The sequence below is a fragment of the Streptomyces sp. NPDC055239 genome (assembly GCF_053606205.1).
The window spans coordinates 507,927-521,857 of the sequence record NZ_JBSGRD010000002.1; the positions used below are offsets into that span (position 1 = coordinate 507,927).

The window sequence follows — 13,931 nt, forward strand, 5'->3', positions numbered from 1 at the left end:
GGGGGTCCCGTTCCGAGCGAAAGAGAGATCCGTGTACGCCATCGTGCGCAGCGGTGGTCGCCAGCACAAGGTTGCTGTCGACGACATCGTTGAGGTTGACAAGCTTCCCACCGCCAAGGTTGGCGACACCGTAGAGCTCTCTACGCTGCTCGTTGTCGACGGCGATGCCGTGACGAGCGACCCGTGGGTGCTTGCCGGTATCAAGGTCACGGCCGAGGTCGTGGACCACCACAAGGGTGCCAAGATCGACATCCTTCGTTACAAGAACAAGACCGGCTACCGCCGTCGCCAGGGTCACCGCCAGCAGTACACGGCGATCAAGGTCACCGGTATCCCCACGGCTGCGAAGTAAGGGACTGAGACATGGCACACAAGAAGGGCGCATCGTCCACTCGGAACGGGCGCGATTCCAATGCTCAGCGGCTCGGCGTGAAGCGCTTCGGCGGTCAGACCGTCAACGCCGGTGAGATCCTGGTCCGCCAGCGTGGCACCCACTTCCACCCCGGCTCGAGCGTCGGCCGTGGCAAGGACGACACGCTGTTCGCGCTGGCCGCCGGTGCGGTCGAGTTCGGCACCCACCGTGGCCGTAAGGTCGTGAACATCGTTCCGGTCGCCTGAATCAGGCTTCCGTAGAACAGGTTCTTCGCGAGGGCGGACCTCACTTCCCTGCCGGGAAGCGGGTCCGCCCTTCGCGTGTTACACCTAGGGGCATTTCGCCCCTGACTTTCCGTACGTTTCTGGAGGCACATCCCATGACCACCTTCGTGGACCGCGTCGAGCTGCACGTCGCCGCGGGTAGCGGGGGCCACGGCTGTGCCTCCGTCCACCGTGAGAAGTTCAAGCCGCTCGGCGGCCCTGACGGTGGCAACGGCGGCCGTGGCGGTGACGTGATCCTGGTCGTCGACCAGTCGGTCACGACCCTGCTCGACTACCACCACTCCCCGCACCGCAAGGCCACCAACGGCGCCCCCGGTGCCGGTGACAACTGCTCCGGCAAGGACGGCCAGGACCTGATCCTGCCCGTGCCGGACGGCACCGTCATCCTCGACAAGGACGGCAACGTCCTCGCCGACCTGGTCGGCCAGGGCACGACGTACGTCGCCTCGCAGGGCGGCCGCGGCGGCCTGGGCAACCGGGCACTCGCCTCGGCCCGGCGCAAGGCGCCCGGCTTCGCCCTCCTCGGTGAGCCGGGACAGGACGGCGACGTCGTCCTGGAGCTCAAGACGGTCGCGGACGTCGCGCTCGTGGGCTACCCCAGCGCGGGCAAGTCCTCGCTGATCTCGGTCCTGAGCGCCGCCAAGCCGAAGATCGCGGACTACCCGTTCACGACGCTGGTCCCCAACCTCGGCGTGGTGACGGCCGGTTCGACCGTCTACACGATCGCCGACGTACCGGGCCTGATCCCGGGCGCGAGCCAGGGCAAGGGCCTCGGCCTCGAGTTCCTGCGGCACGTCGAGCGGTGCAGCGTCCTGGTGCACGTCCTGGACACGGCCACGCTCGAGTCCGACCGTGACCCCGCGTCCGACCTCGACATCATCGAGGAGGAGCTGCGGCAGTACGGCGCGGGCCTGGAGAACCGGCCGCGCGTCGTCGTCCTCAACAAGATCGACGTACCGGACGGCCAGGACCTCGCCGACCTGGTCCGGCCCGACCTGGAGGCCCGCGGCTACCGCGTCTTCGAGGTGTCGGCCATCGCGCACAAGGGGCTCAAGGAGCTCTCCTTCGCGCTCGCCGAGGTCGTGGGCGCCGCGCGTGCCGCGAAGCCGAAGGAGGAGGCGACCCGTGTCGTCATCCGTCCCAAGGCCGTGGACGACACGGGCTTCACCGTCAAGCTCGGCGACGACGGCATCTACCGCGTGCGCGGCGAGAAGCCGGAGCGCTGGGTGCGTCAGACCGACTTCAACAACGACGAGGCGGTCGGCTACCTCGCGGACCGGCTGAACCGGCTCGGCGTCGAGGAAGGTCTTATGAAGGCGGGCGCCCGCAGCGGCGACGGCGTCGCCATCGGCCCCGAGGAGAACTCGGTCGTCTTCGACTGGGAGCCGTCGGTGATGGCCGGTGCGGAGATGCTCGGCCGCCGCGGCGAGGACCACCGCCTGGAGGAGCCCCGCCCCGCGGCCCAGCGCCGCCGGGACCGCGACACCGAGCGGGACGACGCGGAGAAGGCGTACGACGACTTCGAGCCGTTCTAGGCGGGTTCTGGCGGGGGCGCCCTGGGCAGTGAGAAGGGCCCCCGGAGCTTTTGCTCCGGGGGCCCTTCTCTCGTTCGTGCACCGGTGCGGGTGCGTTGTGGCTGGTCGCGCAGTTCCTCGCGCCCCTTACGGGGCGCTCCCTGCGGCTATGCCGTGACGGAGTCTTCCGCGCCGCTCTGCTCGGTCGGGTCGGACTCCATTTCCTCCGCCGCGTCCTCCGCGGCCCGCTGCGCGGGGATCTCCGCGTCGATGCGGGTGGCCATGCGGACGCGGCGCTCGTCGGCCTTGGCCGAGAGCGCGAGGGCCGCCTCGTTGAAGCGGACGAGCGAGGGCGGGTCCGAGGGGCCAAGGAGGTGCTCCTTGAGGGCCGCACGGGCCTCGGCGTGGGTGTCCTTCTCCGGGGAGCGGACGGACTCCAGGAGAGCCGGGACGCCCTCTGCGGTGGGGGAGAGGATCGCCGCCGCGCTCACCGTCGGGAAGCCCGCGCGGAAGTCCGTCTCGGACATGCCGGACGTGTTGGCGACGGCGTACGGCTTCTCGCTCGTCAGCCAGTCGGAGACGACCGAGGAGACGTCGCTGATCAGCAGGTCCGCCTGGTTGAAGCAGGAGAAGATCGCCGGGCGCGCGGTGGTGATGATCTGGTGCTCCCACTCGGGGAACGACGCCCAGTACGCCGCCTCCCACTCCGCGGTCGCCTTGGCGACAGCGGCCTGCTGGTCGCCGTCGGGCGTGCCCTGGAGCATCATCCGCTCCATCTCGTCCACGCTCTTGCGGAACGCGGTCGAGGTGAGCCGGTCGAGCTCGGCGGTGCTGCGCGCCAGTTCGGCCAGGGCGTCCTGGCCGGGTCGCTCGCCGGAACGCTTGACGGCGGCCTCGCGGACCATCGCCTTGATGCGCTCGTTGGCGGCGCCGGCGAGAGGGTCCTGCGAGCCGGTCATCGGGTGCGGCTTGTAGACGAGCCGCACGCCGGGGTCGGCCAGGAGGTGCCTGACGATGTTCTCGCCCGCGAGGGTCACCGACGTATTGCCGGGGTTGCCGTCCCAGCCCTCCCAGGTGGGGGCGTACAGGACGGTCGTGAACGGGCTCGTGGGGGTGCCCGTCGACCGCAGGATCGGGGACAGCTGGGGGCGGCCGACCTCGACCACGTCCTTGTCGTCGACACCGACGTCGGCGGCCTGGTAGCGGTCGCGCGCGGCGGGGCCCGCCACCCACACCTCGTCGTACGCCTTCGCGTACGGGTTGCAGGAGGACAGCTTGTCGCTCTCGCCGTGGTTGATGAAGGCGTGCTTGATCGTGGGGATCCGAAGGACCTGCGAGGTCTTCGCGGCGTTCGCCGGGTGCAGCATCATCTTCAGCGTCGACGTCTCCAGGGAGAACATCGTCGCGACCTTCGGGAAGCAGATGATCGGGACGTCCGTCGCGTCGATCTTCTGCACCATGAACCGCTCACGCAGCACGATCAGCGGCTTGCCGTCGAGCTCAGAGAGCGTGGAGAGCCACATGTTCGCCTGGTACGCGGACGTGGCGCCGCCCGAGAAGTACATGGCGACGGACGGCTGGTACTCGGCCAGCCAGTTGTCCAGCCACTCCATGACCTTCTGGTCGTTCTTCGCGCGCTTCTTGGGAAGCAGCCACGTGGCGAGGTAGATCGCGCCGAGACCCATCAGGACGATGGAGATCCCGAGGCCGATGCCGCCCCAGTACGCGTCCGTGGTGCCCGCGGTGGCAAGGAGGCCTGCCGTGCCGGGGATCGCGAACGTGAGGAGGCGGTGGGCCTGGCGGCGGGAGAGGATCCGCGGCGGGGCCGCGGTCAGGTGCAGGTCGGACGCGTCGATGTTGCGCGTGACGATCGGCAGCTGGCGGGTGCGGCGGACCAGTATGGCGGTGGCCTGGCAGCCGAAGTGCAGGAAGTAGAAGGCAAGGACCGAGATGGTCAGCGGCGACTGCTCTGCGAGCGGCTCGATACCGTCGATGCGCAGCAGGCCGACCATGATCAGCATGTCGCGCAGGAGCTGCCTGACGGTGACGTCGAAACGGATCTTGCCAAGGAGGGAGAGGAGCCCCGGCTGCTTGTACTGCAGATAGACGTCGAGCGCGAGGTTCGCCGCCGACGCGGCGATGAACACCGGTACGTACGGGACCAGCGCGCTGACGAGCTGGGCCGTGAAGAGCGCGAACATCGCGAACAGCGTGGTGAGCTGCACGATGCGGCGGGATGCGAGTCCGGCAGAGGGCACGGGCTTGGGCTCCTGGCGGGGGATCGGATGGGGGGAATTCGAGGAAACGCGGGGAAAGCAGGAAGTCGACCACTGACCGTATGACGTGCGGTGGCCCGGTAGCAATCTTCCGTGACGACAATCACCGGATAAAGGGGCAAAGGTACTGAACCGTCGGGCCGGTTTTCGCATCAGGAGGGTCGTAGGTCCGCCCCTCGAAATGCAGGGGCACCCCACCGGGGCACTCGCGTAGATTGGCTGGTCCGGCAGGGAATGGGATCTTCAGGATCATTGGGGAAGTGCGTGGCTGGGGCAAGGCAGGGCGTCGCGGAGGCCCACAGGATCGTCGTCAAGGTCGGGTCCTCGTCCCTGACCACCGCGTCGGGAGGCCTGGACGCCGATCGCGTTGACGCCCTCGTTGACGTGCTCTCCAAGAGTCGCAGCGGCGGCGAGCGCGAGGTCGTGCTCGTCTCGTCCGGCGCCATCGCCGCCGGGCTCTCGCCCCTGGGCCTGCGCAGGCGCCCCAAGGACCTGGCGAGGCAGCAGGCGGCCGCCAGCGTCGGCCAGGGGCTTCTCGTGGCCCGCTACACGGCTTCCTTCGCCCGCTACGGCGTACGCGTCGGGCAGGTGCTCCTCACCTCCGACGACATGGCCCGCCGCGCCCACCACCGCAACGCGTCGCGCACCCTCGACCAGCTCCTGGCGATGGGCGCGCTGCCCGTCGTGAACGAGAACGACACCGTGGCGACGGACGAGATCCGCTTCGGCGACAACGACCGGCTCGCCGCCCTCGTCGCCCACCTCGTCCACGCCGACCTCCTCGTCCTGCTCTCCGACGTGGACGGCCTCTACGACGGCGACCCGGCCAAGCCCGGCAGCTCCCGGATCTCCGAGGTGACGGGCCCCGCCGACATAGAGCACGTCCAGATCGGCAGCGCGGGCAAGGCGGGCGTCGGCACCGGAGGCATGGTCACCAAGGTCGAGGCCGCGCGGATCGCGGCTGCCGCCGGGATCCCGGTCGTCCTGACCTCCGCGAGCCAGGCCGCCGACGCCCTCGCGGGCCGCGACACCGGGACGTACTTCCACCGCACGGGCCGCAGGACCGCCGACCGGCTCCTGTGGCTCCAGCACGCCTCCGAGCCGCAGGGCGCCCTGACGCTCGACGACGGTGCGGTGCGCGCGGTCGTCGAGGGGCGCAAATCACTCCTTCCGGCAGGCATCGCGGCGGTCGAGGGAGACTTCGCCGCGGGCGACCCGGTCGAGCTGCGGGACACCGCGGGGCGTGCCGTGGCACGCGGCCTGGTGAACTTCGACGCCAAGGAGCTTCCGCAGCTCCTCGGCCGTTCCACGCGGGAGCTCGCCCGGGAGCTCGGACCGGCGTACGAGCGGGAAGTGGTGCACCGCGACGACCTGGCTCTCCTGCACGACTAGTCGTTCCGCCGGTCCTTCCGCCCGCACGGCTGGTCCTTCGCAACACCTGTCACGGCTGCCTCATCAGCCTCCGGCCGAAAACAAGCGCGAACGCCGGGCGCCGACCGGCCCCTGCGAGGTGAAACTCCCCAAAACCGCCCCGCGGGGGCGCTTGGCCTGCTCAACTTTGTTCCAGACACTTCCGCACGACCATTGCGTATCCGCACCACCATTGCGTAGAGGAGGCCGTCGTGAGACGAGTGCGTTCGGGAACGTCGTCCCGCACGTCGGCTGAGCGTTCCCTGACCAGCGTCGCCGCGGGGGCGACCTACACCGGTGACATGCGGGCCGCGGGCGAGACGGACGAGAGCCAGGAGGGCGAGGCGGTGGACGTGCCCCGTCTGTGGCACGTCACCCTGAGCGTCTCGGGCGGCGAGGCCCCGCTGAAAGAGGTCAGGCGCGGCCTCGAACAGCTCGCCCACGACCACCCCTTTCTGCTGACCAGCAGGTACGCACCCGATCACGCGGAGATCCGGTACTGGGAAGAGGCCCGCGACCTGCACGACGCTGCCGCTGTCGCGCTCCGGCTCTGGGGCGAGCACCGGCAGAGCGCGCAGCTCCCGCCGTGGGAGATCGTGGGGCTCGAAGTCATCGATCGCGACACGTACCACCACCGGATCGCGGAAGGGTACGGTCCGCTTCCGGCGACCCCGGTGGGCGTGCACCCCTTTTGAGCCGTCGTGAGCACGGCGGTCCCGGGGGTCGGCGCTCCGGTCCCGGCTGCTTGCCCCGTGGTCTCGGCTGCTGAAACGGCGGGTGGACCCCGGCCGCTCCCCATTACGCTGCCGTCATGACGTCCCTCACGCCTTCGTTCTCCGGCTTGCCGTACGACAACCTCACGCCCGTCGCCCAGGCCGCCTACCGCGCCCGAGGCGCCGCGGCGACCCTCGCGCCGCTGCCGCGAGCCGCCAAGGACGACGCGCTCCTGGCGATCGCCGACGCCCTCGAGGTGCGCACAGCCGAGATCATCGAGGCCAACGGCAAGGACACCGCACGCGCCCGCGAGGCCGGGACGAGCGAGTCCATCGTCGACCGTCTGACGCTCACCCCGGAGCGGGTCCGCGCCATCGCCGCCGACGTGCGCGACGTGGCCGCCCTGCCCGACCCCGTCGGCGAGGTCGTCCGCGGCTCGACCCTGCCCAACGGCATCGACCTGCGCCAGGTCCGCGTACCGCTCGGCGTCGTCGGGATCATCTACGAGGCCCGCCCGAACGTCACCGTGGACGCCGCGGCGCTCTGCCTGAAGTCCGGCAACGTGGTCCTCCTGCGGGGCTCGTCATCGGCGTACGAATCGAACACGGCGCTCGTCCGCGTCCTTCGCGACGCCGTCCACGGAGCCGGCCTGCCCGCCGACGCCGTCCAGCTCGTCCCGGGCGAGAACCGCGATTCCGTGCGTGAGCTGATGCGGGCCCGCGGCCTGGTCGACGTCCTCATCCCGCGCGGCGGCGCCTCGCTGATCAAGACCGTCGTCGAGGAGTCCACCGTCCCGGTCATCGAGACCGGCACCGGCAACTGCCACGTGTACGTGGACGCCCACGCCGACCTGGACATGGCCGTCGACATCCTCATCAACTCCAAGGCCCAGCGGCCCAGCGTCTGCAACGCCGCCGAGACGCTCCTTGTGCACGCGGACATCGCCGACGCCTTCCTGCCGCGCGCCCTGGACGCCCTGGCCGAGGCCGGGGTGACGGTGCACGCCGACGAGCGCCTCATCGCGTATGCCGAGGGCTCGAAGGCCACCGTCGTGCCCGCGACCACGGAGGACTGGGAGACCGAGTACCTCTCGTACGACATCGCGGCGGGCATCGTCGACTCCCTGGAGCAGGCCGTCGAGCACATCCGCCTGTGGACCTCCGGTCACACCGAGGCGATCGTCACCACCTCGCAGCAGGCCGCGCGCCGCTTCACCCAGCTCGTGGACTCCACGACGGTCGCCGTGAACGCCTCCACGCGCTTCACGGACGGCAGCCAGTTCGGCTTCGGCGCCGAGATCGGCATCTCCACGCAGAAGCTGCACGCCCGGGGCCCGATGGGGCTGCCCGAGCTGACGTCGACGAAGTACATCGTCACCGGCGACGGCCACACGCGCTGAATTTCCGCAAGGGCCCAATTCCCTTACCGTCTGCCCAGATTGCCCCTTCCGGGCTACCCTGGAGAGGTGCCGGAGGACGTGGGGGGCACGCCGTCGTCCCCTGACGGCTGGGAGCCCGACGACGACCACGACCGCGGGGGTGCGGACGAAGAGTTCGCCTCCGTGGTCTTCGACGAGGACTTCATCAAGTCCGCCAAGGTCCATGAACCCACCGCGGTGGAGCGGCTGTTGGCCGCAGCCCAGGCGCGCGCCGAGGCCGGCGAGGCCGAGAACCGCCGGGCCCGCACCCGGGGCCCCGGCCGGGACTCGCCGGAGGACGACCTCTACGACGAAGGCTTCGGCCCCGACGGCAGCGAGTTCGGCCACGACCCCGACCTCGACGACGTGTACGAACGGGAGTTCACCGAGGACGGGTACGGCCGCCAGGGCCGCTATGGAAGCCACCACCGCTGGCACCGCCCCGTCGCCTGGATGCTCGCCATCCTGATGGGCGTCGGCATGGTCGCGCTCGCCTTCACCGCCGTATACCGAGGCGGGTCGACGAGCCGGCAGGACCCGATCCCGCCGCCCGTGTCCACGGAGCCCTCCGCCTCCGCGGAGTACGACCCGCCGCCGGTTTCCGCGTCGCCGCGCACCCCGTGAGAAGCCGCACACCCCGTGAGAAGTTGTCAGAACTTGTCGTGTACCAGGGCGTTTACCTGACCGCGCGGAGACCTACCCTGAAGGTATGGGCGGGCAAGGAGAACCACCCGAGGGGACACCCGAGGGCGCTCCCGCCGGTGGTGAGGACGAGTACCGATCCGTCGTGTTCGACGAGTCGTTCGTCCGCGCCGCGCGGCTCCAGGAGTACTCCGCGCAGGAACGTATGGGCGACCATGCGCACGCGGTGCGCCGCCGTGCCGTGCGCCACCGGCACCTCTCCAAACAGGCCGTGATCCTCGTCCTGCTCATAGCCGTCGCCTTCGGCACGGCGATCTACATGGGCGTACGCCATCCGTACCAGAACCCGGTCGTACAGCGCCCCGAGCCGCTGCGGATGACGGTCATACCGCTCGCCCCGCCCGGACCCGTGCCCGGTGCCGAGAAATCGGCCGAGCTGTACGCGCACAGTCCGGCCGCGCAGTTCCGGGTGGGCGCCAAGGGCATCAACCTCCCGTCCGCGCACCGCACCTCGCACTTCTCGGACGGCCAGGTGATGTCCGCGCTCACCACCGCCAAGGACTACCTGGTCGAGTCCTCGCTCGACCCGGACGTCCTCACCGGCGGCACCGTGCGCTCCGCGCGGATCCTGCTCGACCCGCAGCAGCTCGACCAGTTCGACGAGAGCTTCGCGCACCCGGCGGCGGACGGACGGCACGCGCCCACCGGCTGGCTGGTGCGCTTCGACCCGACGAAGACGGCCCTGGCCACGCCCGGCATCCGGGTCAACGGCACGCTGAGCGCCACCGAGACGGACAAGAACACCCTTGAGGTGACCACGGACCACACCTTCGTCTACGCGCTGCGTCCGGCCGCCAAGGACGCCAAGGGCGAGCACGCCAAGGCCTCGCTGTTCACCGTCCGCCGCGAGCTGCAGTTCCGCTTCGACCGCGACGACCTGCGGATGCACCAGGCCGAGCTGCTCGTGTCGTACACGCAGGCGGGCCCGCTCGCCTGCTCCGCCGACGCGGCGAACCAGCTGCGGCCGCTGCTCGCCGGACAGAAGGCGAAGGCGGGCGGCCCCGCGGGCACCGACCCGTACGCGACGGGGGCCGCCACGGCGCTGTGCGGCTCGCTGGCCGAGGGCGCCCAGCCTTCGCTCTGAGGACTTCGCTCCGAGGGCTACTTGTCCTCTGAGGGCGGGGTGCCGTTCTGTCCGGTTCCGGTTCCGGTTCCCGTGAACTTCCCGCGCAGCTTGCCGCCCAGGTCGCCCGCGCCGCCCGCCAGGTCGTTGACCAGCTTCATCAGCGGGTCCTTGCTCGTGCGTACGTCCTCGGCGTAGCTGGAGGCAGACTGGCGGAAGGAGTCCGACACCGAGGTGTCCTTGTCCTCGTCGCGGCGGGGGTAGTGGCCGTCCATGATCCGCTGGTAGTCGCGGGTCTCGGCCCACTTCTTCAGCTCGGCGGCGCGCACGGTGGTGAAGGGGTGCGTGCGCGGCAGCACGTTCAGGATCTTCAGGACCGAGTCACGCAGGTCGCCTCCGGCCTCGTACTCCTTGGCCTGGTCCAGGAACGCGTCCACGTTCATCTCGTGCAGGTGATTACCGCCCGCGATCTTCATCAGGCCGCGCATCGACGCCTGGAGGTCCTGGCCCACCAGGAGCCCGGCGCGGTCCGCCGAAAGCTCGGACTTGCGGAACCACTCGCGCAGGGCGGTCACGATGGTCATGATCGCCAGGTTGCCGAGCGGGATCCAGGCCACCTTGAGCGCAAGGCTGGTGAGGAAGAGCAGTATCGTCCGGTACACCGAGTGGCCGGAGAGCGCGTGGCCCACCTCGTGGCCGACGACCGCGCGCATCTCCTCCTCGTCGAGCAGCTCGACGAGCCCGGTGGTCACCACGATGATCGGCTCGTCGAGGCCGATGCACATCGCGTTCGGGTTCGGGTCCATGTTCACGTACATCGGCGGGACCTTCTCCAGGTCCAGGATGTAACAGGCGTCCCGCAGCATGGTGTTGAGGTGCGCGAACTGCGCGTCGGAGACCCGCACGGAGTCCGAGAGGAACAGAAGCCGCAGACTCCGCTCGGGGAGCAGCCCGCTGAGCGCCTTGAAGACGGTGTCGAACCCGCTGAGCTTGCGCAGGGCCACCAGGGCCGAACGGTCCGCCGGATGTTCGTACGCCCGTGACGAGATTCCGGGAAAGCGCCTGCGCTGCCTGCTCGGCACGTGCTCGTGGCCCTCGTCCCGCGGGCCCCCGCCGTGCTGGCCGTGGTCGTTGTCGTCGGTCATGCCCCATCCCCCATGCTCGTCCAGTCATGCCCCCGAGGTGGGGTCCAGCCTAGGCGGAGATACCGTGACAGGGCAGCACAGCGAATGGAGTCGCCCGTCATGGCCGTCATGGAGCACAGCGCCGCCGCCCACCACTGGGTCACGGAGGCGGCCGCCTCGGCCGCCAAGGAGCAGGGTGCGGGCAATCTGCTGCGCGTCGTGCTGATCGTCATGGTCGTCGGCTGCGTGCTCGTCGCGTGGTTCCTGTTGCGGGGCTACCGCCAGGGTGCCGACGCAGGGCGCGGGGCTGCCGAGAGCGGTGAGAACCGTCCGGGCGGTGCCGACGAGGACGACCGCGCCGACCGCAACGGCTGAGTCGGCGTGAGCTTGGCCGGTGCCCCCGCATACGATGGCCCGGAAGTCTTTGTCCCGCCCACCACCGGATAGGTCCTGCCGACGATGAGCCTCCACAGCACCGCCTCCCAGTTGGTCACTCTCGCCGCCGAAGGTGAGCACGCGGGCAACCACCAAAGCCTCAATCCTCTCTTCGTCGGCGGTGGCGCGTTCGTCGTGCTCCTGCTGCTCCTGTGGATCACCACGCGCTTCAACCGCGACCGCTGAGCGGTCTCACGGAACGGACGGCCGCAACAGAGCCCGTCGACCGGGCCGGTAGGGTCTGCACGCATGGGAGAGCAGGACATGCCTACCGGTCCCGGTACCGGCCCGGCCAGCAAGGGCAAACGCCGCCTCGGTGTCATGGGCGGAACGTTTGACCCGATCCACCACGGACACCTGGTGGCGGCCCAGGAGGTCGCCGCGCAGTTCCACCTCGACGAGGTGGTGTTCGTGCCGACCGGGCAGCCGTGGCAGAAGAGCGACAAGGTGGTGTCCCCGGCCGAGGACCGCTATCTGATGACGGTCATCGCGACGGCCGAGAACCCACAGTTCTCGGTGAGCCGCATCGACATCGACCGCGGCGGACCGACCTACACGACGGACACGCTGCGCGATCTGCGCACGCTCAATCCCGACACGGACCTCTTCTTCATCACGGGTGCCGACGCCCTCGGTCAGATCCTCACCTGGCGCTACACCGAAGAACTGTTCTCCCTTGCGCACTTCATCGGGGTCACACGACCCGGCCATACGCTGACCGACCCCGGACTCCCTGAAGGCGGCGTCTCCCTCGTGGAGGTCCCGGCCCTCGCCATCTCGTCCACGGACTGCCGTGCACGGGTCGCCAAGGGGGACCCCGTCTGGTACCTGGTGCCGGACGGTGTGGTGCGTTATATCGACAAGCGCGAGCTGTACCGCGGCGATTGAGCCGAGAGGGGCACCGGTGAACGACCGACAGTACGACCCGTATGCGGGCGAGTACCAGATCGTCGGGTACGACGAGTACGGGCAGCCGGTGTACCAGCAGGTACAGCCCTCGGCTTCGTACGACCAGTACGGGGCTCAGGCCCAGCAACAGCAGCAACCACATCAGCAGCAGCAACAACAGCAGCCGCAGGGTTACGGCTACGACCCGTACGCGACCGGGCAGCAGCCCCCTGTCCCGTCCTACGACGCCTCGCACGACTCTTCTTACGACTCCTCGTACGACTCCGGTTCCTACGGCACGTACGACCAGCAGCAGGTCCAGCACCAGCAGCAGGGTCTCCAGCAGACGCAGACCGGCTGGATCCCGCAGCAGTCGCGGCAGCCGGAGCCTGAGGCGGAGCCCGAGCCCCGGCGTGAGTCTGAGTTCGAGCCCGAGTCCGAGCGCCGCGATCCCGCGTACGAGACCCAGCAGTTCTCCTTCATCGAGGAGCCGGACGAAGAGTCCGAAGACGTCATCGACTGGCTGAAGTTCACCGAGAGCCGCACCGAACGGCGCGAGGAGGCCAAGCGGCGCGGGCGTTCCCGGGTCGTCGCCCTCGTCGTGGTGCTCACGCTCGTGATCGCGGGCGGCGTCGGCTACCTCTGGTACGCGGGCAAGCTGCCCGGCCTCTCTGACGACGCGTCCGGCGACGCGGCGGCGGCCGCCGGCCCGCAGAACCGCGACGTCATCGTCGTCCACCTGCACAACACCAAGGGCGGCGGCACCTCCACGGCGCTCCTGGTGAACAACACCACGACCAAGCGCGGCACCACCGTCCTGCTGCCCAACTCCCTCTCCGTGACGGACGACGACGGCGCCGGGACGACGCTCGGCAAATCGGTCGACGACGACGGCTCGACCGGTACCCGCGAGTCGATCGACACCCTGCTCGGTACGCAGGTCGAGGGCACGTGGCGGCTCGACACCCCGTACCTGAACAACCTCGTCGAGCTGGTCGGCAACATCGACGTCGACACGGACGCCGACGTGCCGGACCCCAAGGCCAAGAAGGGCCAGGGGCCCCTCGTGAAGAAGGGCGAGCAGCAGACCCTGAGCGGCCCGATGGCCGTCGCGTACGCCACCTACCGCGCGTCGGGAGAGACCGAGACCGCGCAGCTGAGCCGGTTCGGGCAGGTCATGCAGGCTGTCCTGCGGAAGCTGTCGTCCGACCCGCAGGCCGCGACGACCACGGTCCAGTCGCTCGCCCAGATCCTGGACCCGTCGCTCAAGGAGAAGGACCTCGGCGCCTTCCTCGCCAAGCTCGCCGACCGTGCGAAGGGCGGCGACTACTCCACACAGACGCTCCCGGTGCAGCAGGACGGGACGCTCTCGGAGAAGGCCGGCGAGAGCGTGGTCAAGAACGTCCTGGGCGGCGCGGTCAAGAACCCGGACAAGGGTGCGGCCGTGCGGGTCGGCGTCAAGAACGCCTCCGGTACCAAGGGCGCCGGGCAGGAGGCGCGGATCTCGCTGGTCAACGGCGGGTACACCTTCGTCGACAGCGGCGCGGGCTCTACGGCCCAGACGTCGTCGCAGGTCACGTACGCCGAGGCGGACAAGAAGACGCAGGCCACCGAGGTCGCCAAGACGCTCGGTCTGCCGGAGAGCGCGGTCCGCAAGGGCAAGACCGCGACGAACGCCGACGTGTCGGTCGTCCTCGGCCAGGACTACAAGGCGGGATGACGGCGCCGTGT

Annotated in this window: 14 protein-coding genes; 12 read left to right on the plus strand and 2 right to left on the minus strand. The window is 69.8% G+C overall.

Annotated features, from left to right (window positions below; translation table 11 throughout):
• Positions 1-31 precede the first annotated feature (31 nt).
• From rplU to obgE, 3 genes are all read left to right on the plus strand, one after another.
• Positions 32-352, plus strand: coding sequence for a 50S ribosomal protein L21 (gene rplU / locus ACWFRJ_RS08430; protein WP_160505004.1), 321 nt, complete (start codon positions 32-34; stop codon positions 350-352).
• Between the two features lie 11 nt (positions 353-363).
• Entirely contained in the window at positions 364-618 is a 255-nt protein-coding gene (rpmA, locus tag ACWFRJ_RS08435) for a 50S ribosomal protein L27 (RefSeq protein WP_160505003.1), read from the plus strand.
• 134 nt (positions 619-752) lie between these two features.
• On the plus strand, positions 753-2,192 hold the full coding sequence (obgE, locus tag ACWFRJ_RS08440; RefSeq protein ID WP_453525799.1) for a GTPase ObgE: 1,440 nt from the start codon (positions 753-755) through the stop codon (positions 2,190-2,192).
• Positions 2,193-2,338: 146 nt separating this feature from the next.
• Here the strand turns inward: obgE and ACWFRJ_RS08445 are convergent, their stop codons facing one another.
• Entirely contained in the window at positions 2,339-4,429 is a 2,091-nt protein-coding gene (locus ACWFRJ_RS08445; protein ID WP_453525802.1) for a hypothetical protein, read from the minus strand.
• Positions 4,430-4,711: 282 nt separating this feature from the next.
• On the opposite strand from ACWFRJ_RS08445, the gene proB reads away from it, so the two are divergent.
• From proB to ACWFRJ_RS08470, 5 genes are all read left to right on the plus strand, one after another.
• Positions 4,712-5,839, plus strand: a complete 1,128-nt coding sequence (proB, locus tag ACWFRJ_RS08450; RefSeq protein ID WP_453525805.1) for a glutamate 5-kinase — start codon at positions 4,712-4,714, stop codon at positions 5,837-5,839.
• 230 nt (positions 5,840-6,069) lie between these two features.
• Complete coding sequence (locus ACWFRJ_RS08455) at positions 6,070-6,552, plus strand: hypothetical protein (protein ID WP_453525808.1); 483 nt, start codon at positions 6,070-6,072, stop codon at positions 6,550-6,552.
• A gap of 116 nt (positions 6,553-6,668) precedes the next feature.
• A complete protein-coding gene (locus tag ACWFRJ_RS08460) occupies positions 6,669-7,970 on the plus strand; it encodes a glutamate-5-semialdehyde dehydrogenase (protein WP_453525811.1) in 1,302 nt (433 codons plus the stop codon).
• A gap of 66 nt (positions 7,971-8,036) precedes the next feature.
• Positions 8,037-8,612, plus strand: coding sequence for an SCO2584 family spore wall biosynthesis protein (locus ACWFRJ_RS08465; RefSeq protein WP_453525814.1), 576 nt, complete (start codon positions 8,037-8,039; stop codon positions 8,610-8,612).
• 85 nt (positions 8,613-8,697) lie between these two features.
• A complete protein-coding gene (locus ACWFRJ_RS08470; protein ID WP_453525816.1) occupies positions 8,698-9,774 on the plus strand; it encodes an SCO2583 family membrane protein in 1,077 nt (358 codons plus the stop codon).
• A 17-nt stretch (positions 9,775-9,791) separates the two neighbouring features.
• Here ACWFRJ_RS08470 and ACWFRJ_RS08475 read toward each other — a convergent pair whose 3' ends face one another.
• Entirely contained in the window at positions 9,792-10,898 is a 1,107-nt protein-coding gene (locus ACWFRJ_RS08475; protein ID WP_453525819.1) for a M48 family metallopeptidase, read from the minus strand.
• Between the two features lie 99 nt (positions 10,899-10,997).
• Between ACWFRJ_RS08475 and ACWFRJ_RS08480 the strand changes: the two genes are divergently transcribed.
• The 4 genes from ACWFRJ_RS08480 (at position 10,998) to ACWFRJ_RS08495 (ending at position 13,920) form a co-directional block, all read left to right on the plus strand.
• The gene (locus ACWFRJ_RS08480; protein ID WP_453527240.1) at positions 10,998-11,252 is read left to right on the plus strand and encodes a hypothetical protein; all 255 of its coding nucleotides are present in this window, start codon (positions 10,998-11,000) and stop codon (positions 11,250-11,252) included.
• Positions 11,253-11,336: 84 nt separating this feature from the next.
• A complete protein-coding gene (locus ACWFRJ_RS08485; protein WP_453525822.1) occupies positions 11,337-11,498 on the plus strand; it encodes a hypothetical protein in 162 nt (53 codons plus the stop codon).
• A 63-nt stretch (positions 11,499-11,561) separates the two neighbouring features.
• The gene (nadD, locus tag ACWFRJ_RS08490; RefSeq protein ID WP_383281987.1) at positions 11,562-12,200 is read left to right on the plus strand and encodes a nicotinate-nucleotide adenylyltransferase; all 639 of its coding nucleotides are present in this window, start codon (positions 11,562-11,564) and stop codon (positions 12,198-12,200) included.
• Between the two features lie 16 nt (positions 12,201-12,216).
• A complete protein-coding gene (locus ACWFRJ_RS08495; RefSeq protein ID WP_453525826.1) occupies positions 12,217-13,920 on the plus strand; it encodes an LCP family protein in 1,704 nt (567 codons plus the stop codon).
• Positions 13,921-13,931 lie beyond the last annotated feature (11 nt).